Consider the following 24,268-nt stretch of genomic DNA (forward strand, 5'->3'; position numbering starts at 1 on the left):
AAAAATATGAGTAATACTACAGAAATTACCACAAAATTATGGGCTATGGCAAACAAATTACGGGGAACGATGGATGCTAGCGAATATAAAAATTATATTTTACCATTTATGTTCTATCGTTATTTGTCTGAGAATCAAAATAAATTTTTGAAAGATAATCATTTAGAAGATTTTTATGCGTTAACTGATAGCAGTGAACGTGAAGAATATCTTGAAGAGATTAGTCGTGGCCTTGGTTATGCAATAATTCCAGAATACACTTGGGGAAATTTAGTATCTAAAATTGAAAATCATAAGATTAAGGCTAGTGATTTTCAAGATATGTTTGATTCTTTTAATACAAATGCTAAACGAAATCCTGTCGCTGAAGCAGATTTTGCTAATGTATTCTCAGATGTTAATTTAGGGGATACACGTCTTGGAATAAGTACAAATGAACGTGCTAAAGCTTTAAATGATATTGTTTTAATGATCAATGAGTTTACTTTCAAAGATGAAACTGGACACGATATTTTAGGTGATGTATATGAATATTTAATTGGACAATTTGCAGCTAGTGCAGGTAAAAAGGGTGGAGAATTTTATACACCACATGAAGTAAGCCAAATTTTAGCAAAAATCGTAACATTAAATGTAAAAGATACAGGAGATCAATTTCGTGTGTATGATCCGACGATGGGATCAGGATCACTTTTACTTACAGTTCAAAAGGAATTGCCAAACGGAGAGAAAGAGGGAAGTGTTGAATTCTATGGGCAAGAATTAAATACAACCACATATAATTTAGCTCGTATGAATTTAATGATGCATGGGGTTAATTATAGAAACATGGAATTAAAAAGAGCGGATACACTTGATGCTGATTGGCCATTTGCTGAAAAGAATGGTATTCAGACACCGTTGAAGTTTGATGCTGTTGTTGCAAATCCTCCATATTCACAAAATTGGGATATTCAAAATATTGATCGTGAGAAAGATACACGATTCAAAGGATTTGGCATTGCGCCAGCCTCAAAAGCTGACTATGCGTTTATTCTTCATGGAATATATCATTTGGATAAAACCGGTGCTATGGCTATTGTATTACCGCATGGTGTGCTTTTCCGTGGAGCATCAGAAGGGAAAATTCGTAAGAATATAATACAAGAAAATTTACTAGATGCAGTCATTGGGTTACCAGCGAACCTCTTCTATGGAACAAGCATTCCAACATGCGTACTAGTGTTCAAAGGGCGTGAGGCTCGTGGTAATAATAAAGATATTCTATTTATTGACGCATCCAATGAGTTTGAAAAAGGAAAAAATCAAAATAAACTAACAGAAGAAAATATAAAAAATATTATAAATGTTTATCAAAATCGTAAAGATGTTGATAAATACGCTCATGTGGCTTCTTTGGATGAAATAAAAGAAAATGATTTTAATCTAAATATCCCACGGTATGTAGATACTTTTGAAGAAGAAGTTGTTGTTCCACTTCCAGAAGTAGCTAAAGAGTTAGAAGAAGTCCGCAAGGAAATCGAAGCCACTTCAAAAGAATTGTTTAATTTATTAGGTGATTTAGAAGGTACTTCTGAGGAATCAAAACAAGAACTTAGTAAATTTATTGAATTGTTAAAACAATAGAAAGGCAAGAGTGGAGATGTGCTTATCTCCACTCTTAAACTTATTCTTGGGAACAGCGTAAGTTGGGAGAACTTGGTAAAACTTTCACTGGTCTATCCGGAGAAACTAAAGATGATTTTGGATATGGTGATGCAAAATTTGTAACTTATATGAATGTATTTCAAAATGTTGTTGCAAGTATTGATCAACTCGATTCTATTGAGATTGATTCAAAGCAAAACAAGTAAAAAAAGGAGATGTTTTTTTTACAACATCATCGGAAACCCCTGAAGAAGTTGGGATGTCATCTGTATGGAAATGCGACTGTAACAACGTTTATCTAAATAATTTTACATTTGGCTATCGTCCCGATATAAATTTTGATTTAGATTATCTCGCTTTCATGCTTCGCTCGGTAGGAGTAAGAAATAAAATTATCTTTTTAGCACAAGGAATTTCAAGGTACAGTATCTCAAAAACAAAAATGATGATATTGAAGTTCCTATTCCAAGGTACGAAGAACAACTGAAGATTGGTAAATTCCTTGCTAACATAGAAAAGACCATCACCCTTCAACAGTTGAGCCGATTTTGTAGTTAACTTAATCCCGATAGTGAGCGCATAACAAGATTGAGGTCTTGATTCACAAGTTCTTGAATGATATGAAGATAAGTTTTTTGAGTCGTGGTCATGCTAGCATGTCCAAGCCTGCGGGCAACACTTGCGATTGATACTCCGGCAAAGAGCAATAGAGAGGCATGGGTATGTCTAATATCATGAATTGTGATAATTGGAATATAAATAGCATTACAACGACGTTCAAGCAAATCGTTTATGGTTAAATTATAGATTTTGTTTTCTACGAAAATAGGTTCATATTTTGGAAGCATTTTGATCAATTCAGAAAATTGAATAACAGTTTGCCTATCTATTTGTGCTTTTCTAACAGAAGAATGGTTTTTTTGTTGGAAGAAATCCTCCATCACCCTTATAGTCCCATGTTTTGTTGATTGACAATAATTTGGTGTGTGAAGTCAAAGTCATTTGGTGTTATTCCTAATGCTTCCGAAAAACGAATGCCGGGTTTTGCAACTAGTATAATTAGCCAATCTAAATTGATATGATCTGCTAAATCGAGAGTTGACAAAAGTATGTGAAGTCCAAATTGATTTAAGTATTTGCTTTTTATGGAGCAGGATTTTTTTAATGTTAGGTTGGGTCACGATCGATGAGACCATTATCAACTGCATCCATGATAGCGCCTTTGACTTGGTGATGAAAGTCCATTGTGGTAACACTTTCGTGTTCAACTGCATAATCGTTTAGCAATTGCTGGTAAGTACGATTTCACTTCACAAAGTTTAAGATTTGGAGCAAGTTGTTCAATCCACTTTAATGCCATTATATATTTCTTCATTGTGAAATCACGAATTGCTCCTTCTTTATAGACAGTGATCCAATGCTTGTAGTAAGTGTGGAAATAGTTGTTGTTTGTTATTTCATTTAACATGATTTTTTCTCCTTTATATAATATTTTGGCTCACACTATTGAAGGTTGATAGCTTGGTCAAGTTGGATATAGAATTCACTAGTTTTATCTTGCTCATCACAACTAGGCAACATGACATCTTGATTATTAACTAATTCTGAATTCAGGTTGACTTCCAGGTTGCCCATTTTTTTGCTAATTTTGACGAAACGTTTAAAGCCACTGAAACATAAATTCCATGTTAAATTTGACATTCATAAAAATCAAAAATCCATCATGTATCCCAGTTTGAACATAATTAATGACAGTATATCCCACCGTTGCTGTAATACTCAATGGCAAATTAGGCTCTTTCAATACTCGTGCTTTCAAAATCTTATGTTCTAAGTGATTAATTCTTCCATCCTGTTCTGTAACATCAGTAATTCGTAACCAGCCAACTTCTGAATTTTCATCAAACCATTTAGGATTTTGAATAGGTCTTGGTTAAGCTCCACGGACAATATCTGTGAGCTGTTCCAACTTACACTGTTCCCAAGAAAAGGGTTTACTATAACATTATACATATAAGATAATATAAAGTGCTTTAAAAATTTATAATATAAAGATTGTTAGATCATTTTTTTGATTTAATTTGTGAAGGTAAATAGTTTAAGATAAAAAATAGAAAGTTACTAAATATTGGAAGCAATCTAATAATTAAGAAAGATTTCACTAAGAGGTACGCGTATGATACAGAAAGAAAGTCTTACAGATATCGGGAGAGAAAGCATACTTATGCATGGCAATGATTATGCCTATATACTACTCAATGTATCATTAAACGCCAATATCTCAAATTTTACAATATCCTTTCCCAATGTATCCATAATATTCAATGCATATACGATAATGCCCCATGGCAGTGTGACGCTTGTAATATTTGAATACGGAACCTTATTGCACAGCTTTCTGTTCGGACAGACAACAAAGCCAAAAAGAGTAGGAGATATTGCGAATACATGTAAATGTATTTTCACCAGCCGGTTTTTTCCCCTTTACAGGTATACAACAATAGGATTTAAAAAATAAAATCCTTCCATTCATGCGGCTCGATACAGCGTTGGATTGGACATTGCGCTATTGCTATCGTCACAGCAGTACAGCGAATGAATTGCTAATGAATGTGGAAGACCTCCTTCTGCATAGTATACAGTATCCATATTCCAAAGAACTCATGCTTGCCATGAGGTTAATCATCCAGTCAGAGGGCACCTTGCCCTCTCAGGAAGTTTCAGATCAGGTATGCTACTCCCTGCGCCATCTCAACCGGATGTTAGCAGTATGTTGGTACTGGTATAAAAGCTTTCTCCCGATTGGTACATATAATTAAAGCAATCCGGCTTCTGAATCAAGAAGGCACATCCACTGCGCTTGTATGCGATACACTGCAATATTATGATGTCTCTCATTTTGTGAAGGACTTCTGAAATGTCTGCGGCATCACGCCGCAGGAATACAAAGAAAATATGTCCGATTTTTACAGTGAAATCGCTAAATTTTAGAGTATGATAAAGGGGTAGCATAAAAGCAAAAGAGAGGATATAAAGAATGAAATTCAAGGAAACGACGATTCGTGTACTGGTACGGAAGAATTATGGAGAATGCTTTGATTTTTACACACAGAAGCTGGGACTGTATGTAGTTTGGGGAGACCGGAATGGTCCCTATACTTCCTTTGCGGCAGAACCGCAGGAGGAGCCCTGCTTTGCTATCTTTTTAGGTGATGCCATGCCGATGTTTCAGGGATATGTGCAGCCGGATACAGAGAAGCAGCCGGACACGGTAACCGCAGTCATACCTACAGATGATCTGGATCAGGATTACTGCCGTTTAAAGGAAGCTGGTGTGGTATTTCTTGGAGATCCGCAATTTATAGAAGCATGGGGCATGCGGTGTACATACTTCAGAGATCCGGAAGGAAATCTATTTGAACTAAACGATGCCAGCGTGTAATGTATGTCAGCTATACATAAGAAAATCTAATCAAAGTGGCAAACCGAAACATATATGCAGGAATACTTCAGTCTTTATGGAAGCTGGTTGTATGTATGAAAAATTCAGGAAGTAAAACAATATTTGAAAGTGAGGAAACAGTATGAACTGGGAACCATGGACAGGGTGCTATAAAATCAGCGAGGGCTGTACAAATTGCTATTTTTACGGCCCTCATGCAAAACGGTATGGTCAGAACACCATACAGAAGACGGATAAATTCGACTGGCCGATCCGAAAGAATGCAAAGGGTGAATACAATATCAAAGGAAACAAGATTCTTGCGACCTGCTTTGCCACGGATTTCTTTCTGCCGGAAGCCGATGCCTGGCGTGAGGAAATCTGGGCGATGATCAAGCAGCGGACTGATATAGAATTTTTGATTCTGACAAAGCGAATTGATCGTTTTCCTGTCGCCTTGCCTGATGACTGGGGAAGCGGATATGAGAACGTGAATATAGGATGTACCGTCGAAAATCAGGAAGCAGCCGATTACAGACTGCCCTTATTTCTATCCTATCCCATGAAGCGTCGGTTTATTGCCTGTGCCCCGTTGCTGGAAGCGATTGACTTAACACCATATCTCGATGGTGTTGATCATGTAACTGCGGGCGGAGAATCCGGAAGAGAGGCACGCATATGTGATTATGAGTGGGTGCTTGACCTTCACAGGCAGTGCGAGGAAGCCGGTAAAACCTTCTGGTTTAAAAATACGGGCTCTCTTTTCAGACATGACGGTATTATAGAACGAGTGAATCCATTCAAACAGACAGGAAGAGCGAAGCAATGCGGGATTGATATAACAGACGGAAGAAGATTGTTATGATCGATGGCTATGTATATTACCATGATAAACGATTAGAATTATGCAGTCTTCTTTGACTGAGTCTGATAATTATAAATGCGTAATTTGTACCGTCTATAATAAGATAAAGAAATGAGAGCAATCTCATTTTTATTTTACTAAAAAAATCTAACATTGTGAGGTAAGCCGATATGCATAGCGGTTGAACATAGCCCCTTTCTCATGATGAACATGGAAAAATAGTATCCATATTCATCAGGTACGCTGTTATATCTATTATTCAGTCTTATAAGGAGCTTGTAAATTCTAACTCTTGTATTGACAATCCTGTTAAGTGTATTATAATATATATGTACAACAAGTACATTAAAGTACAATGGAGGTGGCCTTGTGCAAATACTGATCAGTAATCATACCACAAAACCAATTTATGAACAGATAACCTCACAGATTAAGCATGCCATTATGAGCGGAGAATTAAAAAGCGGCGATCCGCTTCCATCCATGCGTGCATTGGCAAAGGATCTGCATATCAGCGTTATTACGACACAAAAAGCGTATGAGGACCTGCAGCGGGATGGCTTTATCGAAAGTGCTGCGGGCCGCGGAACCTTCGTATCCTCACAGAACAAGGAATTCATTCGTGAGGAACAACTGCGTCTGGCGGAAGCAAAGCTGCAGGAAGCTGCAGAAATCGGGCGGTCAAATGGGATATCGCTTGAGACATTAACAGAGCTGCTTACGATGTTTTACGATGAAGAATAGGGAAGGAGTATCATTATGGATGCACTCATGCTAAAAAATGTATCAAAAGCATATGAGAATTTTCAGCTGAAGAATATCAGCTTTACACTGCCGGAAGGAACCATTATGGGACTTATCGGTGAAAACGGCGCAGGCAAATCAACCATTATCAACTGCATTATGGATTTGGTAAAGCGGGATAGCGGCGAGATTACGGTTCTTGGACAGCAAATGAATAAAGACAATCTGGCACTGCGCGAAGATATCGGAATCGTTTTCGATGTCAGTGATTTCTATGACAGCTTCAGTATGGAGCATACGGAAAAAATTTTACAGGATGTTTATAAAAGCTGGGATCATGAAACCTTTCAAAAATACAAGCAACAGTTTGCATTACCGGATAAAAAGCGTATGAAAGAATTCAGTCGTGGTATGAAAATGAAAACAGCGATCGCTATTGCATTATCTCACAAGCCGCGACTTCTCATACTTGATGAGGCAACAAGCGGTTTGGATCCCGTCATGCGGGATGAAATCCTGGATGTATTCTTGGAGTTTGTACAGGATGAGCATCATTCTATCCTCCTATCCTCCCATATCTCTACCGATTTGGAAAAGGTGGCTGATTACATTACATTTGTTCATAATGGAGAGCTTGTACTGTCTGCTCTTAAGGATGAATTGATTTATCAATATGGTATCATGAAATGCCGTGAAGAAGATTTTAAACAGCTAAACCCGGATGATATTATTCGCTACCGCAAACAGCCTTATGAAACAGCGGTGCTTGTCGAAGATCGCGAGGCGGCTGCACATAACTATCCAAATTGCATTGTTGAGCGTGCAACACTGGATGATATCATGCTGCTGTATGTGAAAGGAGAACGGATATGATCGGGTTGATACGAAAGGATTTATATTATTTAGCCTCCAGCTGGAAGCCGTTGCTGCTGTCTGTCTTCATCATTGGCGGATTTTCTACATGGAAAGGCTTTGGAGCGATTCTAATCGTGATTTTGCCAACCTTTTTCGGACTGAGCATTATGGGATGCATTCAGATGGATGCACAGAACAAATGGTATGACTATTACCGGGTTCTTCCCATTTCCTTTCGAAATGTTGTGGCAGCTCGTTATTTCGCATATCTGGCTTTTACGGGCATTGGTTTTCTGATAACCGTTGTATATGGTTATGTGATTCAATTTACAATGGGAATTACTGCTCTGGGAACCCGGTTTGCTATGTGGCAGGGATTCTCAATGGGCATTGCACTGGCATTGAGCTTTGCAGCTGTCTTTATTCCTGCCACCTATTACAACAAGGGCGAGAAAATGGAGGTATCCATGATGATGAGCGGTTTTGTATCCTTTGGAGCTGTATATCTTGCCAGCAAGCTGCTGATGCTGTTTGGTATTCAGCTGATGGATTATGCAGATCTATTTCTTCAGATTCTGTTTGGGGCGTCTTTGTTATTGTTTGCAATCTCCTGGGCAGCATCAAATATCATAATTCAAAAACGGGCCTCGTAACAAGCGCACGTAAATAATGAAGCAGTAACCGTATAAAAAGGAAAAGCAATCACAGGAGGAGAAAATGAGGAACATGACGAAGGAGCAGCTGGAATCTGCGCATAAGGAAATCGTGGCGATTATCAGAAAATGTGAGCATATGGAAGGGAAATTCGCAGCAGGCATCTCGCAGCATACCTTACTGAAAAATCGGCTGTTTTCCATGCGTATGGCAAAGCAGCTGATCGAAGAAAAGCTGACAGCATTGCAAATGAGTGCTGCGATTGAAGAAGCAAATGTATTTCCCCTTCCGGAAGTAGCTTCTGCCATAGAACCGGTTCGCTCCATCATCAGAAAATGCAGAAAGGCACAAAGCAAATATGAAAAGGAAACGGTCAATTATAATCGCTATGAGCCAATGATTCATGCAATGCAAATTGCAGAGCAGCTGCTGCAGCAGGAAGCTGAAGCTCGCTAAAACAGACATACACCTATTATATAACGAAGCACATAAAGCGAAAAGAGGAATTCGAGTGTAGGAATCCTTTGCAGCCATATGTGTTTTTTGTTTTTTTTTCTGCAGGAAAAAATTCCTGTCAAAACCTGTTGACTCTCCCCCTACAGGAGCATGTAAGCTGATTACGAGGAGGAATGAATATGAAAAGCATTGAGGTTTCAAATATAACGAAAACATATAACGGAAGAGCAGTCGTAGACAGACTCAGCTTCTCCGTTGACAAAGGAGAGGTGTTCGGACTGCTGGGACATAACGGTGCCGGTAAGAGTACAACGATTGACTGTATACTGGGACTTACAAAGCCGGATAGCGGCAGTGCCCGTATTTTGGGACAGGATGCAGCCAAACACAGAAAAACATTGTTTGAGCATGTCGGAGTCCAGCTGCAGCATGAGGCACACGCAAACAATATTCGCGTTTGTGAGGTATGCGAAGAAACCGCGGCACTTTACCATGAGCCTGCGGACTATCATGCGCTTTTAAAGCAGTTTCAGCTGGAAGCATTCACCAATCAGAAGGTGGAACAGCTGTCGGGAGGTGAGCGGCAAAAGCTTTCCGTAGTCGTGGCACTGATTCCAAATCCGCAGGTGATTTTTCTGGATGAGCTGACGACCGGTCTGGATGTAGCCGCCCGCCGCGAGGTATGGCATATTCTGAAATCACTGAAGCAAAAGGGAATGACGATTTTTCTGACGACGCATTATATGGAGGAGGCTGAGAATTTGTGTGACCGTATTCTCATACTGAAGCATGGCAGAAAGCTGTGTGAGGGAAGTGTTGAAGAGCTTATCGGAAACAGTCCCTATGAAAATCTGGAAGAGGCATATCTATGGTACAGTGAGGAGGAAATGAGCATATGAAACGATTTCTGACATTTTTAAAGGTGGAAGGGAAGCTGAGTCTGCGCTGTCCGGACGGCATCATTTTCGGAATCGGTATGCCGGTCGGTGTACTGCTTCTGATTGCGGTCGTAGCCGGTTCACAATCCGCAGGAGGTGCTGACTATTCCTTTTTACAGAGTGCATTTGCGTCGCTGCTGACGGTCGGCATCTGTGCGACAGCCTTTATGGGACTGCCTCTCACGATTGCCGATTACCGTGATAAGAAAATCCTGAAGCATTTCTTTGCGACACCGATTCGCCCGTTTATGATTCTGTCGGTTCAGGTGGTGATCGGTATGCTGACGTCATTCTTCTCAGCTGCATTGGTTTCTCTGCTGGCAATTTTTGGCTTTGGATACCGTATGGAAGGGAATCCGATTCTGTTCATCGGTGCATTTCTGCTTGTCATGCTATCCATGTACAGCATCGGCATGATTCTGGCCAGCTTGTGCAAGACGGTGAAAATCGCGAACGTCGTCACAACCTTCGTTTATTTTCCCATGCTGTTCTTATCGGGTGCAACCATCCCCTTCGAGCTGTTTCCGGACACTGTGCAAAAGGTATGCAATGTCCTGCCGCTGACACATGGTATCAAGCTGTTAAAGGCGGCTTCTTTAAACATGTGGAGTCAGGAGATATGGATATCTGTCGCCCTTTTGATTGCTTTCGCAGTTGTCGGCTGTATCATTTCTGTTGTATCATTTAAATGGGATTAAGAAAGGTGGAAACCACTATGAACAAAGATTTTTTCTGTCATCAGGATGAACCTGAAAAGCTGTATCGGATCGGGGTATTTTCACAAATGAACCATATAACAGTGAAAACACTACGCCATTATGATGAAATCGGTTTACTGAAGCCCGCTTATGTGGATGAGGACAGCGGGTATCGCTACTATACCTCGAATCAGCTGCTGCCGCTGCATAAGATACTGGCTCTTCGGGATATGGGATTCTCTCTGGAGGAAATACGGCAGGTGTGTAATGGCGCTTCGCAGGAACAGCTGTTGAAGAAAAGAAAACAGCAGCTGCTGAAAATCATGGCGGAAACAGGCGAAAAGCTGGCGCGTGTGGAGGGCTATCTGAGTGGTGGACATCTGGATGATGAATATCGTGTCATTCTGAAATCACTGCCAGCGGTTACCATTGCGTCTATGCGGGTACATCTCGACAGCTATGCGGATCTGTTTTATAAAATGCCGGATATGGGGCTGGAAATGGAGAAGGCAGGCTGTGAATGTAAGGAGCCGGAATACTGCTTCACCATGTATTACGATGATGAGTACCGGGAGCAGGATGTGGATGCGGAAATCTGCGAGGCGGTTACTGAAATGAAAGCGGATCGCGGTGATTTGAAATTTCGTGAGCTGCCGGCTGTTGAACTTGCTGCATGCGTCATGCATAAGGGGGCGTATCGTACACTGCCGCTGGCATATCGTGCCATCGTTTCCTTTATTGAGGACAACGGCTACGAGATGATCGGACATCAAAGAGAAGCCTATATTGACGGTATCTGGAACAAGGACAGTGAGGATGACTGGCTCACAGAAATCCAGTTTCCTGTACGCAAAATTCAGCGAACCTAACTCATAGAACAGGATACAAAAAAGCATGGAATCTTTTCTAGGAATCCATGCCTTTTTGTATGGCGCTCTTTTTCATTCAGACTCTGCAACATCATAGCAGCATGCACGTAAGGCAAGCAGCTTCCAGATATCCTGATATACGCTGCCTTCATCCTCCACATCAATCATCAGCCAGCGCTGTCCATTCCCTTCTGCTGTTTCCTGAATGATTTCCTGCATTGCATTACCGAGGTGCGGCAGCAGTGCTTCCAAATACGGCGCTTCTTTCTTGCCGATGATGATCAGCAGGGTGAAATACTGCTCCCGTGCATACAGGGTACAAAGATTTCTGCCTCTTTTTTTGAACTTCATATTCCATCCGTATTCCCATGTGCATCTGCTGAATTCCATTTGCGGTTCACAGGAAAAGATGTCCTTCATTGCCTGCAGAAATTTTTCAAACAGCTTGTTATGGATGACGGCGTAAAAATCCTCAATCTGCGGGATGTGTGTGCTGTCCTGCTGTATATCCATATAGTACCTCCTCGTGCTTCATGTTTACAGTATACTAGGATTTCTTGCGTTTGTCTTGTCACAGAATGCGCAGGTTACAAGATTCGTACCGGATATGCAAGCAGGACTACATAGATGAATGTACGGTTTTATTCAGGGTATGGGCATGGTATAATGGGGGTAGAGATTTATGACGCACTATATTTCAATATATTGTAACGGGTGCTAGTAAGCTATTATGGAAATCGGCACAGAATTCCCTGTCATAGAGAGAAGGCGCTATGAGCCTTGATTATCTGTGATTCTGATGATGGCTGTAGGCTGTAAAGGAAGCGGCAATCCGGGAATCGAAAGGAGCATAGGATGAAATATTTTGGTGAAGGCTTAAGTGAACAGCATAAAAAGCTGCAGCATAGGATTCGAAAGGAGCAGGAGCTGGAGGCAGCGAAGGAGCTGTTTCTTTCCCTTCATGCGGCATTGCATGCGTCCGCGGTTTCCGAAATGCCCTGCAATGAGGTGGATGCTCTTTTACAGGATTTACAGGAATATGAGTATGCAATCATGCCGACAAGGGAAGCGGAAACAATTGCCTGGGTTATCTGGCATATCGCACGCATTGAGGATCTGACAATGAATATGCTGGTGGCAAGGCAGGAGCAGGTATGGAATCCCGATTGGAAGCAGCGATTGCAGACAGGGCTGGAGGATACAGGTAATGCCTTGACGGATGATGAAATCATGGATTTCAGTAAGACGGTCTGTATCCGAGAGCTGCTGGCATATCGAAATGCAGTCGGACGCAGGAGCAGACAGCTTGTACAGGAGCTTACGTTTGCAGATATAAAGCGTCACGTTTCACAGCAGGACCTCGCATGGATTCGTTTATGCGGTGGTGTAAGTGAGCATCCGGATTCCTTATGGCTTTTGGAATTCTGGGGAAAAAAGGATGTTGCCGGTATTCTTTTAATGCCGCTGACTCGTCATATGCTGCTGCATCTGAATGACTGCTGTCGCTGGAAGCTGGAAATCAGAAACAGAAAGCACCTGTATCGCAGCTGAGGAATTTGATTCCGTATACAAGGCAAGCGGAGTGCATAGAAAAAGCGGATAGCAAAAGGATACGGTGTTTTTCGATTTCGGGTGATAAATAATAAGAGAATTCAAGCCTGTTGTATTTTTCAATGGAAATTGAATTCTCATTTTTTTGTACTCTGAAGTAAGAATTAGTCAAGGACAGCTGCTATCTGTTTGTGATAAACAAAATCCGGGTAATCAATATCTATGGTATTGACAACATGATGCAGGGCTGCTGGTTACATGAAGGATGATGTGTGTTTCTACTTTCGTATAGAAAATTTTAAATGCCTTTACAGCGTGTTTCCTGTATGATTACCGTACAGCCCAGAAGGCTTTAAAGGTTGCTGTGGGACTGCTTCTGTATGTATGAATTGGAATGGATAAAACGGGAAGGATCTTTGTCATATCCCATAAAGCATCGCGGTTTACACAGCTTAATCGAAGAGGATATATTTTTTTAGCGGGTGTCTGCCTGCCTTTTTAGTTACTTATGGAAAGAAAATATTATAGAAAGCCTTCCATAGTATTGTGAGGATTTCCATGAGATGAAGAATTGCAGAGAGCTGTTCCAATCCTCAGGTACAGCAGCTTTAAAAACAGCAAGCAGAGCTTATGGCATCAAGTGAATTCAATTATGCTGCTTTTAAAGCCCCACTTAGCGGTTACCATAGCATAAAGGATGATTGAGCATGCGCTTTAGAACGTGTGTATAGGCGGATCAGCAATCCATTCCTTGGGCTTGTCCGGATTCTGATATCCCGATGCCGCAAGGCTGTAAAAAATGGAATAGAAAATATGTACAGCAGGTCAGATTGTGACAGTTTTGTCACAGACATAGACAGGGTGGTATTTATTTTTTATAATACAGAAAAGGAAAGGTAGCGGATGCTTATGAAATTACTGTTTGTTGAGGATGATCAGGCCATTGCGATGGGTCTTGTGTATACATTGAAAAAGGAAGGCTATGAAGTGGTGTGGTGCGACCATAAACGTTCGGCGCTGCAGCAGCTGGATCAGCAGACGTTTGATTTGCTGCTGCTGGATGTCGGACTTCCCGATGGCAGCGGATACGATATTTGTACATATGCAAAAAGCCGGCAGGATGTGCCGGTGCTGTTTTTGACTGCGCTGGATGATGAGGGAAATGTAGTGATGGGGCTGGACATGGGCGGTGACGATTACATTACAAAGCCGTTTCGAATCAATGAGCTGCTCAGCCGGATGCGAAGCGTACAGCGCCGCTATCACCGTCAGGAGGAGGATATTGTTCAGATACAATATCTGAGCATCTATCCTAAACAGGGAAAGGTATACAGGGAACAGGAGGAGGTGCTGCTTACTGCACTGGAATATCGTCTGCTCATGGTGTTTATCAATCATCCTCAGCAGGTGCTCAGCCGCTCTCAGCTGCTGGAGGGAATCTGGGATGCTGCCGGTGATTTTGTCAATGATAATACACTTACCGTGTATATTAAACGTCTTCGTGAAAAGCTGGAGCGCGATCCGCAGAATCCGTCGATCATTGTGACGGTGCGGGGGCTGGGCTACCGTCTGGAGCTGCATCATGCTGCGTAATACAGAGCTGCGTATCGCAATTTGGGCCAGCCTTGCGCTCATGCTGGTTACCGCCTGTCTTTTGCAGCCGATTTCAAACGCCGCCATGCTGATTACTTTTATTACACAGGGGATGCTTCTGACAATATATCTGCTGCTCAGCCGGTACCGCTATGCACAGCTGAAAAAGCTGTCGATGTATTTACAGCAGGTATATCAGGGCGATGGAGCATTTGATATTCCCCAATACAGGGAAGGAGAGCTCAGCATATTGCACAGTGATCTCTATAAAATCACGCGCACGCTGCAGCTGCAAAAGGAGAGTCTGCAGAAGGATAAGCTGTTTCTGGCAGATTCTCTTTCCGATATTTCCCATCAGCTGAAAACACCGCTGACCTCCATGATGATTATGAGTGAGCTGCTTCAGGATGAGGAATTACCCAGAAAGCAGCACAATCAGTTTGCGGATGCTTTGCGCCAGCAGCTGAAACGCATGGAGTGGCTGGTTTCCACACTGCTGAAGCTATCCCGCATTGATGCGCAGGTTTTACAGTTTCACCCGCAGCAGCTATCGGTGTATCAGCTTTTGCAGGAAAGTCTGGAGCCCCTGCATATCATGATGGAGCTGAAGGAGCAGACCTGTACACTCGTCTGTGATGAGGGGCTGAGTGTTACACTGGATATGAAATGGAGTGTGGAAGCATTGGGAAATATACTGAAAAACTGTGTGGAGCATACGCCGCAGCAGGGCAGTATTCATATTTCTGTACAGGATAATCCGCTGCATACCTGTATTCGAATCCAGGATAGCGGAAAGGGGATCCCGGCAGAGGAGCTGCCGCATATTTTTGAACGCTTTTACAGGGGAAGGAATGCCTCAATAGACAGCGCGGGAATCGGTCTTGCCATGAGTAAAGCGGTTTTTCAGCAGCAGAACGGCGATGTGGAGGCGATTGCCAGCGAACAGGGTGCCTGCTTTCTCATTCGCATATACAAGGATATGACAATATTGTAAGTGCGCCTTCACGAAGGAGTCATGAACGCGCGGTATGCTGTAGAGGAGGAGGTAGCTTATGGAAATTTTAAGAGTGGAGCATTTAACGAAACGGTACGGACAGGGGGAGGCGCAGGTGAGTGCGCTGGATGATGTGTCCTTCTGTGTGGAGCAGGGTGAATTTGTCGCCATTGTAGGGCCGAGCGGAAGCGGTAAATCCACGCTGCTGCATCTGCTGGGCGGTGTGGATCGGCCAACCGGCGGCAAGGTGTATGTGAGTGATAAGGATATGTATGCACTCGATGAAACCGCACTGGCGATTTTTCGCAGAAGACAGATTGGTCTGATCTATCAGTTTTACAACTTGATTCCGGTACTGAATGTGGAAGAAAACATCACACTTCCCCTGCTGCTGGATAATCGCAGCGTCAATACGCAGCAGCTGGACAGCATGGTAGAGGCACTGGGGCTGAAGAAGCGATTACAGCATCTGCCCAGCCAGCTCAGCGGCGGCCAGCAGCAGCGCGTTTCCATCGGTCGTGCACTGATGGCATCTCCGGCCATCGTACTGGCGGATGAGCCGACCGGAAATCTGGATCGGGCCAACAGCAGGGAAATCATCGACCTGCTGAAGCGCCTGCATGATGAGCTTCACCAGACACTGATCATCATCACACATGATGAAGGCATTGCTTTGCAGGCAGATCGGATTTTAAAAATAGAGGACGGTCACATTGTGCGTGATGAGGTGATTCGCCGATGAATATCATACAGAAGGTGACATGGAAATGCATGAAGGCCGCTAAGCGCAGAACGATGGTCACCATCTTTGGTGTTATCCTGTCTGTTGCCATGATTGCGGCCGTTTCAACCATCGCACAGTCCTTTCAGGATTTGATGCTGCGCAATGTCCGTTCCAATTTCGGAGATTTTGAAATGGAATTTTATGATGTTCCTGCCAAACAGGCAGAAAAGCTGGTAAAGGACTCCCGCATAAAGGAAAGTCTGATTTCCTATCACGATACCTATGCATTCTTGAAGGATGTAAAGGATGCGCAGCGACAATATATACAGCTTCAGGTCTATGATATGGAGCACCTGCATCTGAATGCCTTGCAGCTGGTGAAGGGAACGCTCCCGCGCCAAAAGAATGAAATTCTGTTGTCGGAAAGCTTTATGGAAACAAGCGGTACCGCCTGGAAAATCGGAGACAGTATAACTCTGCCTATCGGCTATACAGTACAAAAGGATGGAAGCCGGTCATATTCCCAATGGAATTCGGATGATGCGACAGGTGAAAGCTTTCATCAAACCGGGGAGCGTACCTTTCGTATCACCGGTATTATGGATGATGGAAAGGTGCATTTCGGAAGCCAGAACTATGCCTTTTATCTGCCGTTTCAGGGAAATGAGGGAACTTTGGACAACCGGTATGTCATTTCCTTTACGATGAAGGAGCGAGCTGCATCCATTTATGAGGATGCACAGCAGCTTGCAGAGGATTACGGTCTGCAGGATGTACAGATTAATCCCAACAATACGCTGCTGATGTTTTACGGTATCAATGACGATAACGGTTTTATGACGACAATTACGCTTGCGACAGGGATGGTGGCTCTCATTATTATGATCGGTTCGATTTCTCTGATTTACAATGCGTTCGCCATTTCGTTATCACAGCGAAGCCGCTATCTGGGAATGCTTGCCAGCATTGGTGCTACGCAGAAACAGAAGCGCTCCTCCGTTTTCTTTGAAGCGTTTGTGATTGGTGCCTTTGCAATTCCAATCGGTATTCTATGCGGCTATGCAGGGATCGGTATCACCTTTCTTTGCATCCAGCCGCTGATTCAGGGGATGTTTGAAACCATGGTGGAGCTGAGGCTTGTCATTACCTGGCAGAGTGTGCTGTTTTCCGTTCTGTTTTCCTTTATCGTCCTGCTGATCAGTGCCTGGCTGCCAGCACGCCGTGCTTCGCGTATCACACCGATCGATGCGCTGCGGCAGAATCAGGATGTCAGTATCCGCGTAAAGGATGTGCGTAGGACACGCTGGATCCGCAAGTGGTTCGGCTTTTCCGCTGCGCTTGGTGCAAAGAACATGAAGCGAAGCAGACACCGCTATTATGCCACATTATTTTCACTGATTATCAGTATGGTTCTCTTTATGACGGCTTACAGCTTTTCCACTTTTATTTCACAGGCCTTTTCAATGGCACAGGGGGAAATACCGGCTGATGTAACCGGAGGAATGAATGGATACAGCCAGCCGGAAGGGGATGCGATACGAGAACAGCTGTCCCGGCTTCCCTCTGCCGAAGAGTTTCTCTATATGGAAAGTGTGACGCTGCAGGATCATTCAACCGCAGCCTACAGCGATCAGCTGCAGCAGCTTTTGGATGAACAGGGACGGCATTTTGATGAACCGCAGCAGCGCTTGTCTTTTGAGATTATCGCTTTGAATGATCAGAGCTTTGCCCGCTATGCCGGGGAGGTCAATGCTTCTATGGAAGACTTTGCAGGCAGTGATGCTCAGGCGATTCTGCTGAATAAGCTGACCTGCAAAAAAGAGAATACCTTTACCGATTACCGGCTGCTGGAGAATGCGGAAAAAGGAATGACGCTGCAGGCCGCTATGGATAAGCGCTCCTATGAAACAGCGATACATATTGCGGCAGTCAGTGAAGTGCATCCATGGTTTCTGCCGGCCAATATTGATGATATTCATACGATTTATCTGATAACGAATGAGCAGTCCATGCGGATTTTAAAAAAACAGCTGCAGCTTACACAGGACATGCTTTCCATGAAGTTTCAGTATCGCTCCTCTCAGCCCTATGCACTGGAAAATGAGCTGACACAGCTGCAGTCCCAGCATCCGGCAGGAACGATTTTCAAAAGCAATATCCGGGCATTGAAGGATCGGCAGAATCAGCTATCGCTGTTTCTGAATGTCTTCCTGTATGGCTTTGTGGCACTGATCCTGCTGGTCAGCGCAGCCAATATTTATAACACGATTTCCACAGGAATCGCCTTGCGCAGACGGGAATTTGCCATGCTGAAATCCATAGAAATCACACCGCGTGCCTTTCGAGCAATGATACGTATGGAGATAATGCAATATCTGGGCAGGACCATGCTGTTTGGCATACCGCTTACGCTGCTTGTCATCTATGGTGTGTACGCTGTTCTGCAGCGTAATTTCGCCTTTGCCTTTGCATTTCCGTGGCAGGGACTGCTGTTTATCATCCTTCTGCTGGCGGCTTTGCTGTTTGCGAGCATGCGGATGGCACTGCATGCGATGAAGCAGGATAATCTGATGGAAACGATTCGACAGGAGAGCATATAGATGCTCTTCTTTTACACACGGCAAGTAATGCAGCAGGCAACTTTTTTTGCGTATGAAGCTGTTGACTTGTTGGGGTTTGGCTGAAGAAAGACGCATTGATAATGTGATTGCAAAAAGAGATGATGGAGTCTGGAAAAGCTGTGTAAACCGCTATCATTCTATGGTATAATGTAGGAAAATAACGAAGGAGGAGGCTTATATGACATCCTATATTATGGCGATCGATCAGGGGACGACAAGTACCCGTGCCATTCTGTTTGATAAAGCCAGCAATATTGTGGGAGTAGCACAAAAGGAGCTGGAAAATTATTATCCGTACCCCGGCTGGGTGGAACAAAATGCAAACGACATATGGGCAAGCACGATTGGTGTTATGTTTGAGGTACTGGCAAAAACCGGTGTAAAGGATACACAGATAGCTGCCATCGGCATTACCAATCAAAGGGAGACGACGGTTGTCTGGGATAAGGAAAGCGGTCAGCCGATTTATTTTGCGATCGTCTGGCAGTCCCGGCAATCGGACACCTATTGCCAAAAGCTGAAGAAGGAAGGACTGGAGGAAATGATTCGTGAGAAAACCGGTCTGCTTCTGGATCCGTATTTCTCCGCAAGCAAAATCCGCTGGATACTGGATCATGTAGAGGGTGCTCAGGAACGCGCGGAAAAAGGAGAGCTGTTGTTTGGTACGATGGATACCTGGCTGCTGTGGAAGCTGACAAAGGGAGCCAAGCATATCAGCGATGTATCCAATGCGTCCCGAACGATGCTGATGAATCTGAAAACGCTGCAATATGATGATGAGCTGCTGCGGCTTTGGAATATTCCCCGCTGCATGCTTCCGGAAATTCGGGATTCCAGTGAGGTATATGGAGTGACCTCGGGTGTGTTTGATCACCCGGTTCCGATTGCGGCGTTGATCGGTGACCAGCAGGCAGCGTTATTCGGTCAGACCTGCTTTGATGCGGGAAATGTGAAAAACACGTATGGAACCGGCTGTTTTCTGTTGATGAATACAAAGGAGCGTCCGATTCACTCCGCACACGGACTTGTCAGCTGCGTCGGCTGGCGAATCAAGGGGGAAACGGATTACGTTCTGGAGGGCAGTGTGTTTGTTGCAGGAGCTGCCATACAATGGCTCCGGGATGGCTTGAAAATTCTGCACAGCAGCACAGAAAGCGAGCAGCGTGCCCTGCAGGTTGCGGACAGTGACGGTGTCTATGTTGTACCGAGCTTTACCGGTCTGGGCGCTCCGTATTGGAAGCCGCAGGTGAAAGGCGGTATGTTTGGACTGACCAGAGGAACGACACAGGAGCATATCATACGCGCTACGCTGGAATCTCTGGCCTATCAGACCAATGATGTGCTGCAGGCGATGAAGCAGGACAGCGGTCTGGATATTGCCCAGATGCAGGTGGACGGCGGTGCCAGCCGTAATGATTATCTTCTGCAGTTTCAAAGTGATATTACCGATACATGCATTGTACGCTCCACTATCAGTGAAACAACTGCGCTGGGGGCAGCCTATCTATCCGGGCTTGCCATGGGCTTCTGGAAATCCAAGGAGGAAATCCGTTCCCAGTTCCAAGTATCACGGCGCTTTACACCACAGATGGATGCACAGCAAAGAGCAGCCTGTCTGCATGGCTGGAACAAAGCAATTCATGCGATTCTTGACTTTTGATGGTTACTGGAAAATATTAACTTGTGAAATCATGAGCAAAACGGTTGACGACACTTTATCATTTCTGTTACCATAGAATTGCCAGCATCATATCATACGATGAGGGACAATGAAAATGCTGTAATCATACAGCCACATGGAGGAGAATATTACGATGAAAAAACTCACAGTACTACTAGCAATGACAGTGTTACTAGCAGCCTGCGGCGGTAACTCCGAGCCTGAGAAAAAAGGAAACGGTGAATCCGCAAAAGACAAGAACGGAGACTACGCAACTGCTGAAATCACAGTACAGGGTGATGATGTCGTTGCCATCAATCTTGACGAAACAAAAGAGGGAAAATCCAAAAAAGAGCTTGGCGACAAATATGGAATGAAGGGCGCAAGCAAGAAAGCGAAAAAGGAATGGGATGAGCAGGTGGAATTCCTGGAGAATTACATTAAGAAAAACGGTCTGGACAAGGTCGAAATGAACGAAGCAGGATATCCTGTGAACGATGATGTTCTGGCTGGCTGCACCATCAATGTGAAAAGTCTGATGGATGCGGCAAAGAACGCAAAGGACAACGCAAAATAAAAATCGTATGGAAAAAGACGGAGATACCGGTTATCTTCGTCTTTTTATCACCCATGCGAATCGTGTATACTGTATGTAATTTGATTCATCACAGTTTGCTATCTGCACATAAGCAAGGGAGTCTGTGCAAATAGTGAATAAAGATGTTCACAAAGGAGTATCGCTTAGCTGTGCTTCTTTGTGAGCACATATGCTTTTGACGCTGCCTGCTCGGCGCATTACTTCTAAATAGGACAATACCTGTAGGTCATGCATGTCTTACCATTATAAAACAGGTTTTTAAACGGCTGGATTCCTGGTGTTTCTATGCCCTTACTCTTAACAGGTCCTCTCTTTTATACTATAATGTACAAATAAAAGGGAAAGGGAATATCTGAATGAAAAAAATACTTATACTGTGCTGTACAGCAGTTATGCTGCTTGGCGGCTGCAGGAAACAGGAACAGACGCCGCAGCCAAAGCCGAAAAAGGAACATCCGATTCGCAGTGTATCCCTGAGCTTTACCGGAGATATCCTGATTGAGGATGCATTATACAACTGGATGGGGAAGGGATATGATTTTAAAAACTATTTCGACAAGGTGACACCGTATCTGAAAGCCGATCTTGTCATCGGGAATCAGGAGGTTGTGCTGGGCGGCGAAACGCTGGGAATTACAGGGAGTGATTATACCTTCAATGCACCTGAGGAAATCGCTAAGCAGCTTCCGGAAATCGGCTTTGATGTTTTGACCTTTGCCAATAATCACAGCTATGACCGCGGCATGCAGGGAATTGTGAATACCCGTAAAAATCTAAAGGCTGCCGGTATTCAGACAACAGGAGCCTATGAGAAGAAGGAACAGCGGGATGATATTCTTGTAGTGGAACGAAACGGGATACGCTTTGCGATTCTTGCCTATACCTACGATACCAATCAGTGGATCGATGCTGAGAACAGCTTTGCAATCAATCATTTTCTCAATGAGGAGCATATGTTTGATGACCGCTGTAAAAAGCAGCTGGCAAGGGATGTGCAGAAAGCAAAAGAGCAGGCGGATGTGGTGATTGCGGCGATGCACTGGGGAACCGAATTCACCTATGAGATTGATGCTGCACAGCGTGATGCAGCCGGCTTTCTCAACGAGCAGGGGGTGGATATCATCATTGGCAACCACCCGCATTGTCTGCAAAGGGTGGAAACCTTAACGAATGCACAGGGAAAGGAAACCTTTGTAATGTATTCTCTCGGTAATTTTGTGTCGGCTGCTATGGGGGTAGATCGTGCCAGTGAACAATTCACCAATATGTATGAAATCGGCGGAATCGTGCAATGTGACGTAGAATTGAATACGAAAACAGGGGAAACGACAGTGAAAAATAAAAAAATGATACCGATTGTCAATCACTTCGATGCCTCCTATGACGGCTTCCGGCTGCTGCCGTTTTCCTCCTATACGGAGGAGCTGGCGGCAGCGCATGGTCAGCGTACCGTCAGCTCTGATTTTACCTATGCATGGCTCAGGGAACAGCTGAAGCAGCTGTATGACGGTGAAATTGCATGGCAGTAGTATAAACGGGTGAAATGATCGCATACTAACAGCAGCGAAAGGATGATATGCATAAAAAAGCAGGTAATGATGCTGGGCCTTTCCGTACTGCTGTGCGGCTGCGGCGGAAAGAGCGTGGAAAAGGAAGGTACGGGAACCTTTACAAATGATAACGGAGAAAAGACGACAGCCAGAGTCAAGTTGAAAAATGATAAAATCGCCGAGGTTGAAATTGATGAAACCGCAAAGGGGAAGGATAAGACCAAAAAAGAGCTTGGTGAAGAATATGGAATGAAGCAGGCCAGTCCGATCAAAAAGGAATGGAATGAGCAGGTTGCCTTTTTTGAAAAATATGTCGAAAAGCACGGCATCGATAAAATAAAGCTCAATCAGGATGGCAAGGCAGAAAACAATGATGTCAGAAGCGGCTGTACTATCAGCGTAGACGGATTTATAAAAGCCATACAGGATGCAGAGAAAAATGCAAAATAGGTAATACGATATCTGCAGGGCAGTGAAATCGCCGCTGCAGGTATCTTTTTTTCTCTCAAACCGTATCAGCTTCTGCATTCTTTCACGAAAAGGGTTTGCAAAGCGTTTTCTCTCGGGTATAATATAAGAATGTTGGAGGATCTATGAATAAAGCAGATAAACTATTTATTATGATCGTCGCAATCTGTGCCTGTCTGCTGTATGTTCCCCTTGTCTGGAGTGCATACCGTGATGCAGGACGGGATAAGGAAGTTGTTGTCAGCTATAAGGATCGTGAAATACTCAGAAAGAGTCTGGCGCTCAACGATGTGTATACCGTGAAGGGAACGCTCGGTGACGTACAGGTGGAGGTAAAGGATAAAAGGGTTCGTGTGGAAAAGGAAAACAGTCCCTATCATCTCTGTTCCATTCAGGGATGGGTGGAGGATGCCAATCGTCCGATTGTGTGTCTGCCCAACAATATCGTCGTCCAGATTGAGGCGAGCGATACTGACAGTGATGATGTGGACACGGTGATACAGTGATGAGCCGTACACAGAGGATGACAACGATTACGATGCTGACGGCTATCAGTATTCTCTTTCATATGATCGAATCCATGATTCCCGTGCCGGTTCCGGTGCCGGGATTCAAGCTGGGTCTGGCCAATATTGTCGCTCTGATCGCATATTATCTGTTTGATGCCAAGGTGATGCTCTCTGTCAACCTCATGCGGGTCGTGCTGGCCTCTTTGCTGAGAGGGATGCTGTTTGGCACCGGCTTCTGGCTTTCCATGTGCGGTGTACTGCTGTCGACACTTGCCTGTATCCTTGCCAGAAGAACACCGATGAGTATTTACGGTGTCAGTGTGGCGGGAAGCAGTGCGCATGCCATTGGACAGGTGATTGCAGTAACGCTGATTTATCAGCAATTCTTTATGCAGGCGATCCTGCCGGTATTGATTCTGCTGGGCATCCCGACGGGACTGTTTGTGGCACATGTCGCAAAAGCAGTTCTGAAACGAATACACATAGAATGATTGCGATTATTTTAGGAGGAATTTAATTATGGAAACATTTGTATATAGACCAAAGGGCGTATGCTCAAGAGAAATGCGTTTTGAAATGGACGGCGATATCATTCGCAATGTAACCATCGTTGGCGGCTGTGCCGGTAATCTATTGGGCATTTCCAGAATTATAAAAGATAAAAAGATAAGTGAAGTACTGGATGCATTTCGTGGGGTTCGCTGCGGAGCGAAGCCGACATCCTGCCCGGATCAGATTGCGGAGGCGCTGAGCGAATACGCAAGAAAGCTGGGATAAGCAGGATTCCTGTGCCCGTGACACAGGGCTTGTGAAAGCATGACGGGAAATAGGC

At 43.9% G+C, this 24,268-nt stretch carries 24 protein-coding genes and 2 pseudogenes; 24 read left to right on the top strand and 2 right to left on the bottom strand.

Features of this window, described 5'->3' with window-relative positions; genetic code table 11:
* Positions 1-6: 6 nt before the first annotated feature.
* Together G4D54_08795 and G4D54_08800 are read left to right on the top strand one after the other, a co-directional pair.
* Positions 7-1,626, top strand: coding sequence for a type I restriction-modification system subunit M (locus G4D54_08795; GenBank protein ID QJA02513.1), 1,620 nt, complete (start codon positions 7-9; stop codon positions 1,624-1,626).
* Between the two features lie 62 nt (positions 1,627-1,688).
* A pseudogene (locus G4D54_08800) lies at positions 1,689-2,205 on the top strand (restriction endonuclease subunit S).
* On the opposite strand, the pseudogene G4D54_08805 reads toward G4D54_08800, so the two are convergent.
* A pseudogene (locus G4D54_08805) lies at positions 2,202-3,115 on the bottom strand (site-specific integrase). The pseudogenes G4D54_08800 and G4D54_08805 sit on opposite strands and share 4 nt — an antisense overlap.
* A gap of 708 nt (positions 3,116-3,823) precedes the next feature.
* Here G4D54_08805 and G4D54_08810 point away from each other — a divergent pair.
* The 10 genes from G4D54_08810 (at position 3,824) to G4D54_08855 (ending at position 11,168) form a co-directional block, all read left to right on the top strand.
* Complete coding sequence (locus tag G4D54_08810) at positions 3,824-4,165, top strand: hypothetical protein (GenBank protein QJA02514.1); 342 nt, start codon at positions 3,824-3,826, stop codon at positions 4,163-4,165.
* A 519-nt stretch (positions 4,166-4,684) separates the two neighbouring features.
* Entirely contained in the window at positions 4,685-5,089 is a 405-nt protein-coding gene (locus tag G4D54_08815) for a glyoxalase/bleomycin resistance/dioxygenase family protein (protein ID QJA02515.1), read from the top strand.
* A gap of 142 nt (positions 5,090-5,231) precedes the next feature.
* Positions 5,232-5,954 (top strand): DUF5131 family protein, encoded by a 723-nt coding sequence (locus G4D54_08820; GenBank protein QJA02516.1) that lies wholly within the window; start codon positions 5,232-5,234, stop codon positions 5,952-5,954.
* A gap of 369 nt (positions 5,955-6,323) precedes the next feature.
* Positions 6,324-6,698 (top strand): GntR family transcriptional regulator, encoded by a 375-nt coding sequence (locus tag G4D54_08825; GenBank protein ID QJA02517.1) that lies wholly within the window; start codon positions 6,324-6,326, stop codon positions 6,696-6,698.
* Positions 6,699-6,713: 15 nt separating this feature from the next.
* Positions 6,714-7,571, top strand: coding sequence for an ABC transporter ATP-binding protein (locus G4D54_08830; GenBank protein ID QJA02518.1), 858 nt, complete (start codon positions 6,714-6,716; stop codon positions 7,569-7,571).
* A complete protein-coding gene (locus tag G4D54_08835; GenBank protein ID QJA02519.1) occupies positions 7,568-8,206 on the top strand; it encodes an ABC-2 transporter permease in 639 nt (212 codons plus the stop codon). Before G4D54_08830 ends, G4D54_08835 begins: the two co-directional genes overlap by 4 nt.
* Positions 8,207-8,270: 64 nt before the next feature.
* Complete coding sequence (locus tag G4D54_08840) at positions 8,271-8,663, top strand: hypothetical protein (protein QJA02520.1); 393 nt, start codon at positions 8,271-8,273, stop codon at positions 8,661-8,663.
* A 179-nt stretch (positions 8,664-8,842) separates the two neighbouring features.
* Positions 8,843-9,562 carry an ABC transporter ATP-binding protein gene (locus G4D54_08845; GenBank protein ID QJA02521.1) on the top strand — a complete coding sequence of 240 codons (720 nt, stop codon included), beginning with the start codon at positions 8,843-8,845 and terminating at the stop codon, positions 9,560-9,562.
* Complete coding sequence (locus G4D54_08850) at positions 9,559-10,299, top strand: ABC transporter permease (protein QJA02522.1); 741 nt, start codon at positions 9,559-9,561, stop codon at positions 10,297-10,299. The genes G4D54_08845 and G4D54_08850 overlap by 4 nt, the downstream gene beginning before the upstream one ends.
* 17 nt (positions 10,300-10,316) lie before the next feature.
* Positions 10,317-11,168, top strand: coding sequence for a MerR family transcriptional regulator (locus G4D54_08855; protein ID QJA02523.1), 852 nt, complete (start codon positions 10,317-10,319; stop codon positions 11,166-11,168).
* A gap of 72 nt (positions 11,169-11,240) precedes the next feature.
* Here G4D54_08855 and G4D54_08860 read toward each other — a convergent pair whose 3' ends face one another.
* Positions 11,241-11,681 (bottom strand): DUF3788 domain-containing protein, encoded by a 441-nt coding sequence (locus G4D54_08860; GenBank protein ID QJA02524.1) that lies wholly within the window; start codon positions 11,679-11,681, stop codon positions 11,241-11,243.
* A gap of 342 nt (positions 11,682-12,023) precedes the next feature.
* Between G4D54_08860 and G4D54_08865 the strand changes: the two genes are divergently transcribed.
* The 12 genes from G4D54_08865 to G4D54_08920 all read left to right on the top strand — a co-directional run bounded on the left by G4D54_08865 (position 12,024) and on the right by G4D54_08920 (position 24,213).
* Positions 12,024-12,719, top strand: coding sequence for a DinB family protein (locus G4D54_08865; GenBank protein ID QJA02525.1), 696 nt, complete (start codon positions 12,024-12,026; stop codon positions 12,717-12,719).
* A 909-nt stretch (positions 12,720-13,628) separates the two neighbouring features.
* The gene (locus tag G4D54_08870) at positions 13,629-14,312 is read left to right on the top strand and encodes a response regulator transcription factor (GenBank protein ID QJA02526.1); all 684 of its coding nucleotides are present in this window, start codon (positions 13,629-13,631) and stop codon (positions 14,310-14,312) included.
* Positions 14,302-15,306, top strand: a complete 1,005-nt coding sequence (locus tag G4D54_08875; GenBank protein ID QJA02527.1) for a HAMP domain-containing histidine kinase — start codon at positions 14,302-14,304, stop codon at positions 15,304-15,306. The genes G4D54_08870 and G4D54_08875 overlap by 11 nt, the downstream gene beginning before the upstream one ends.
* A 58-nt stretch (positions 15,307-15,364) precedes the next feature.
* On the top strand, positions 15,365-16,048 hold the full coding sequence (locus G4D54_08880; GenBank protein ID QJA02528.1) for an ABC transporter ATP-binding protein: 684 nt from the start codon (positions 15,365-15,367) through the stop codon (positions 16,046-16,048).
* Positions 16,045-18,630, top strand: coding sequence for an ABC transporter permease (locus G4D54_08885; protein QJA02529.1), 2,586 nt, complete (start codon positions 16,045-16,047; stop codon positions 18,628-18,630). Before G4D54_08880 ends, G4D54_08885 begins: the two co-directional genes overlap by 4 nt.
* A 199-nt stretch (positions 18,631-18,829) precedes the next feature.
* The gene (gene glpK / locus G4D54_08890; protein QJA02530.1) at positions 18,830-20,311 is read left to right on the top strand and encodes a glycerol kinase GlpK; all 1,482 of its coding nucleotides are present in this window, start codon (positions 18,830-18,832) and stop codon (positions 20,309-20,311) included.
* A 154-nt stretch (positions 20,312-20,465) separates the two neighbouring features.
* A complete protein-coding gene (locus tag G4D54_08895; protein ID QJA02531.1) occupies positions 20,466-20,888 on the top strand; it encodes a hypothetical protein in 423 nt (140 codons plus the stop codon).
* Positions 20,889-21,265: 377 nt separating this feature from the next.
* On the top strand, positions 21,266-22,438 hold the full coding sequence (locus G4D54_08900) for a CapA family protein (protein ID QJA02532.1): 1,173 nt from the start codon (positions 21,266-21,268) through the stop codon (positions 22,436-22,438).
* A gap of 51 nt (positions 22,439-22,489) precedes the next feature.
* On the top strand, positions 22,490-22,909 hold the full coding sequence (locus tag G4D54_08905; GenBank protein ID QJA05180.1) for an FMN-binding protein: 420 nt from the start codon (positions 22,490-22,492) through the stop codon (positions 22,907-22,909).
* Positions 22,910-23,052: 143 nt separating this feature from the next.
* Complete coding sequence (locus tag G4D54_08910) at positions 23,053-23,433, top strand: NusG domain II-containing protein (protein QJA02533.1); 381 nt, start codon at positions 23,053-23,055, stop codon at positions 23,431-23,433.
* Positions 23,433-23,927 (top strand): Gx transporter family protein, encoded by a 495-nt coding sequence (locus G4D54_08915; GenBank protein ID QJA02534.1) that lies wholly within the window; start codon positions 23,433-23,435, stop codon positions 23,925-23,927. Before G4D54_08910 ends, G4D54_08915 begins: the two co-directional genes overlap by 1 nt.
* A 28-nt stretch (positions 23,928-23,955) precedes the next feature.
* Positions 23,956-24,213 (top strand): TIGR03905 family TSCPD domain-containing protein, encoded by a 258-nt coding sequence (locus G4D54_08920; GenBank protein ID QJA02535.1) that lies wholly within the window; start codon positions 23,956-23,958, stop codon positions 24,211-24,213.
* The last annotated feature ends 55 nt before the right edge of the window (positions 24,214-24,268 follow it).

The sequence above is a fragment of the [Clostridium] innocuum genome, from assembly GCA_012317185.1.
Classification (GTDB): domain Bacteria; phylum Bacillota_I; class Bacilli_A; order Erysipelotrichales; family Erysipelotrichaceae; genus Clostridium_AQ; species Clostridium_AQ innocuum.

What these genes read in the sequence shown, in the direction of transcription:
- G4D54_08845 (QJA02521.1), top strand. Translation starts at nt 8,843, where the DNA reads ATGAAAAGCATTGAGGTTTCAAATATAACGAAAACATATAACGGAAGA.
- G4D54_08795 (QJA02513.1), top strand. Translation starts at nt 7, where the DNA reads ATGAGTAATACTACAGAAATTACCACAAAATTATGGGCTATGGCAAAC.
- G4D54_08855 (QJA02523.1), top strand. Translation starts at nt 10,317, where the DNA reads ATGAACAAAGATTTTTTCTGTCATCAGGATGAACCTGAAAAGCTGTAT.
- G4D54_08830 (QJA02518.1), top strand. Translation starts at nt 6,714, where the DNA reads ATGGATGCACTCATGCTAAAAAATGTATCAAAAGCATATGAGAATTTT.
- glpK (QJA02530.1), top strand. Translation starts at nt 18,830, where the DNA reads ATGACATCCTATATTATGGCGATCGATCAGGGGACGACAAGTACCCGT.
- G4D54_08865 (QJA02525.1), top strand. Translation starts at nt 12,024, where the DNA reads ATGAAATATTTTGGTGAAGGCTTAAGTGAACAGCATAAAAAGCTGCAG.
- G4D54_08885 (QJA02529.1), top strand. Translation starts at nt 16,045, where the DNA reads ATGAATATCATACAGAAGGTGACATGGAAATGCATGAAGGCCGCTAAG.
- G4D54_08915 (QJA02534.1), top strand. Translation starts at nt 23,433, where the DNA reads ATGAGCCGTACACAGAGGATGACAACGATTACGATGCTGACGGCTATC.
- G4D54_08835 (QJA02519.1), top strand. Translation starts at nt 7,568, where the DNA reads ATGATCGGGTTGATACGAAAGGATTTATATTATTTAGCCTCCAGCTGG.
- G4D54_08910 (QJA02533.1), top strand. Translation starts at nt 23,053, where the DNA reads ATGAATAAAGCAGATAAACTATTTATTATGATCGTCGCAATCTGTGCC.
- G4D54_08880 (QJA02528.1), top strand. Translation starts at nt 15,365, where the DNA reads ATGGAAATTTTAAGAGTGGAGCATTTAACGAAACGGTACGGACAGGGG.
- G4D54_08900 (QJA02532.1), top strand. Translation starts at nt 21,266, where the DNA reads ATGAAAAAAATACTTATACTGTGCTGTACAGCAGTTATGCTGCTTGGC.
- G4D54_08895 (QJA02531.1), top strand. Translation starts at nt 20,466, where the DNA reads ATGAAAAAACTCACAGTACTACTAGCAATGACAGTGTTACTAGCAGCC.
- G4D54_08875 (QJA02527.1), top strand. Translation starts at nt 14,302, where the DNA reads ATGCTGCGTAATACAGAGCTGCGTATCGCAATTTGGGCCAGCCTTGCG.
- G4D54_08810 (QJA02514.1), top strand. Translation starts at nt 3,824, where the DNA reads ATGATACAGAAAGAAAGTCTTACAGATATCGGGAGAGAAAGCATACTT.
- G4D54_08860 (QJA02524.1), bottom strand. Translation starts at nt 11,681, where the DNA reads ATGGATATACAGCAGGACAGCACACACATCCCGCAGATTGAGGATTTT.
- G4D54_08840 (QJA02520.1), top strand. Translation starts at nt 8,271, where the DNA reads ATGAGGAACATGACGAAGGAGCAGCTGGAATCTGCGCATAAGGAAATC.
- G4D54_08920 (QJA02535.1), top strand. Translation starts at nt 23,956, where the DNA reads ATGGAAACATTTGTATATAGACCAAAGGGCGTATGCTCAAGAGAAATG.
- G4D54_08815 (QJA02515.1), top strand. Translation starts at nt 4,685, where the DNA reads ATGAAATTCAAGGAAACGACGATTCGTGTACTGGTACGGAAGAATTAT.
- G4D54_08870 (QJA02526.1), top strand. Translation starts at nt 13,629, where the DNA reads ATGAAATTACTGTTTGTTGAGGATGATCAGGCCATTGCGATGGGTCTT.
- G4D54_08850 (QJA02522.1), top strand. Translation starts at nt 9,559, where the DNA reads ATGAAACGATTTCTGACATTTTTAAAGGTGGAAGGGAAGCTGAGTCTG.
- G4D54_08820 (QJA02516.1), top strand. Translation starts at nt 5,232, where the DNA reads ATGAACTGGGAACCATGGACAGGGTGCTATAAAATCAGCGAGGGCTGT.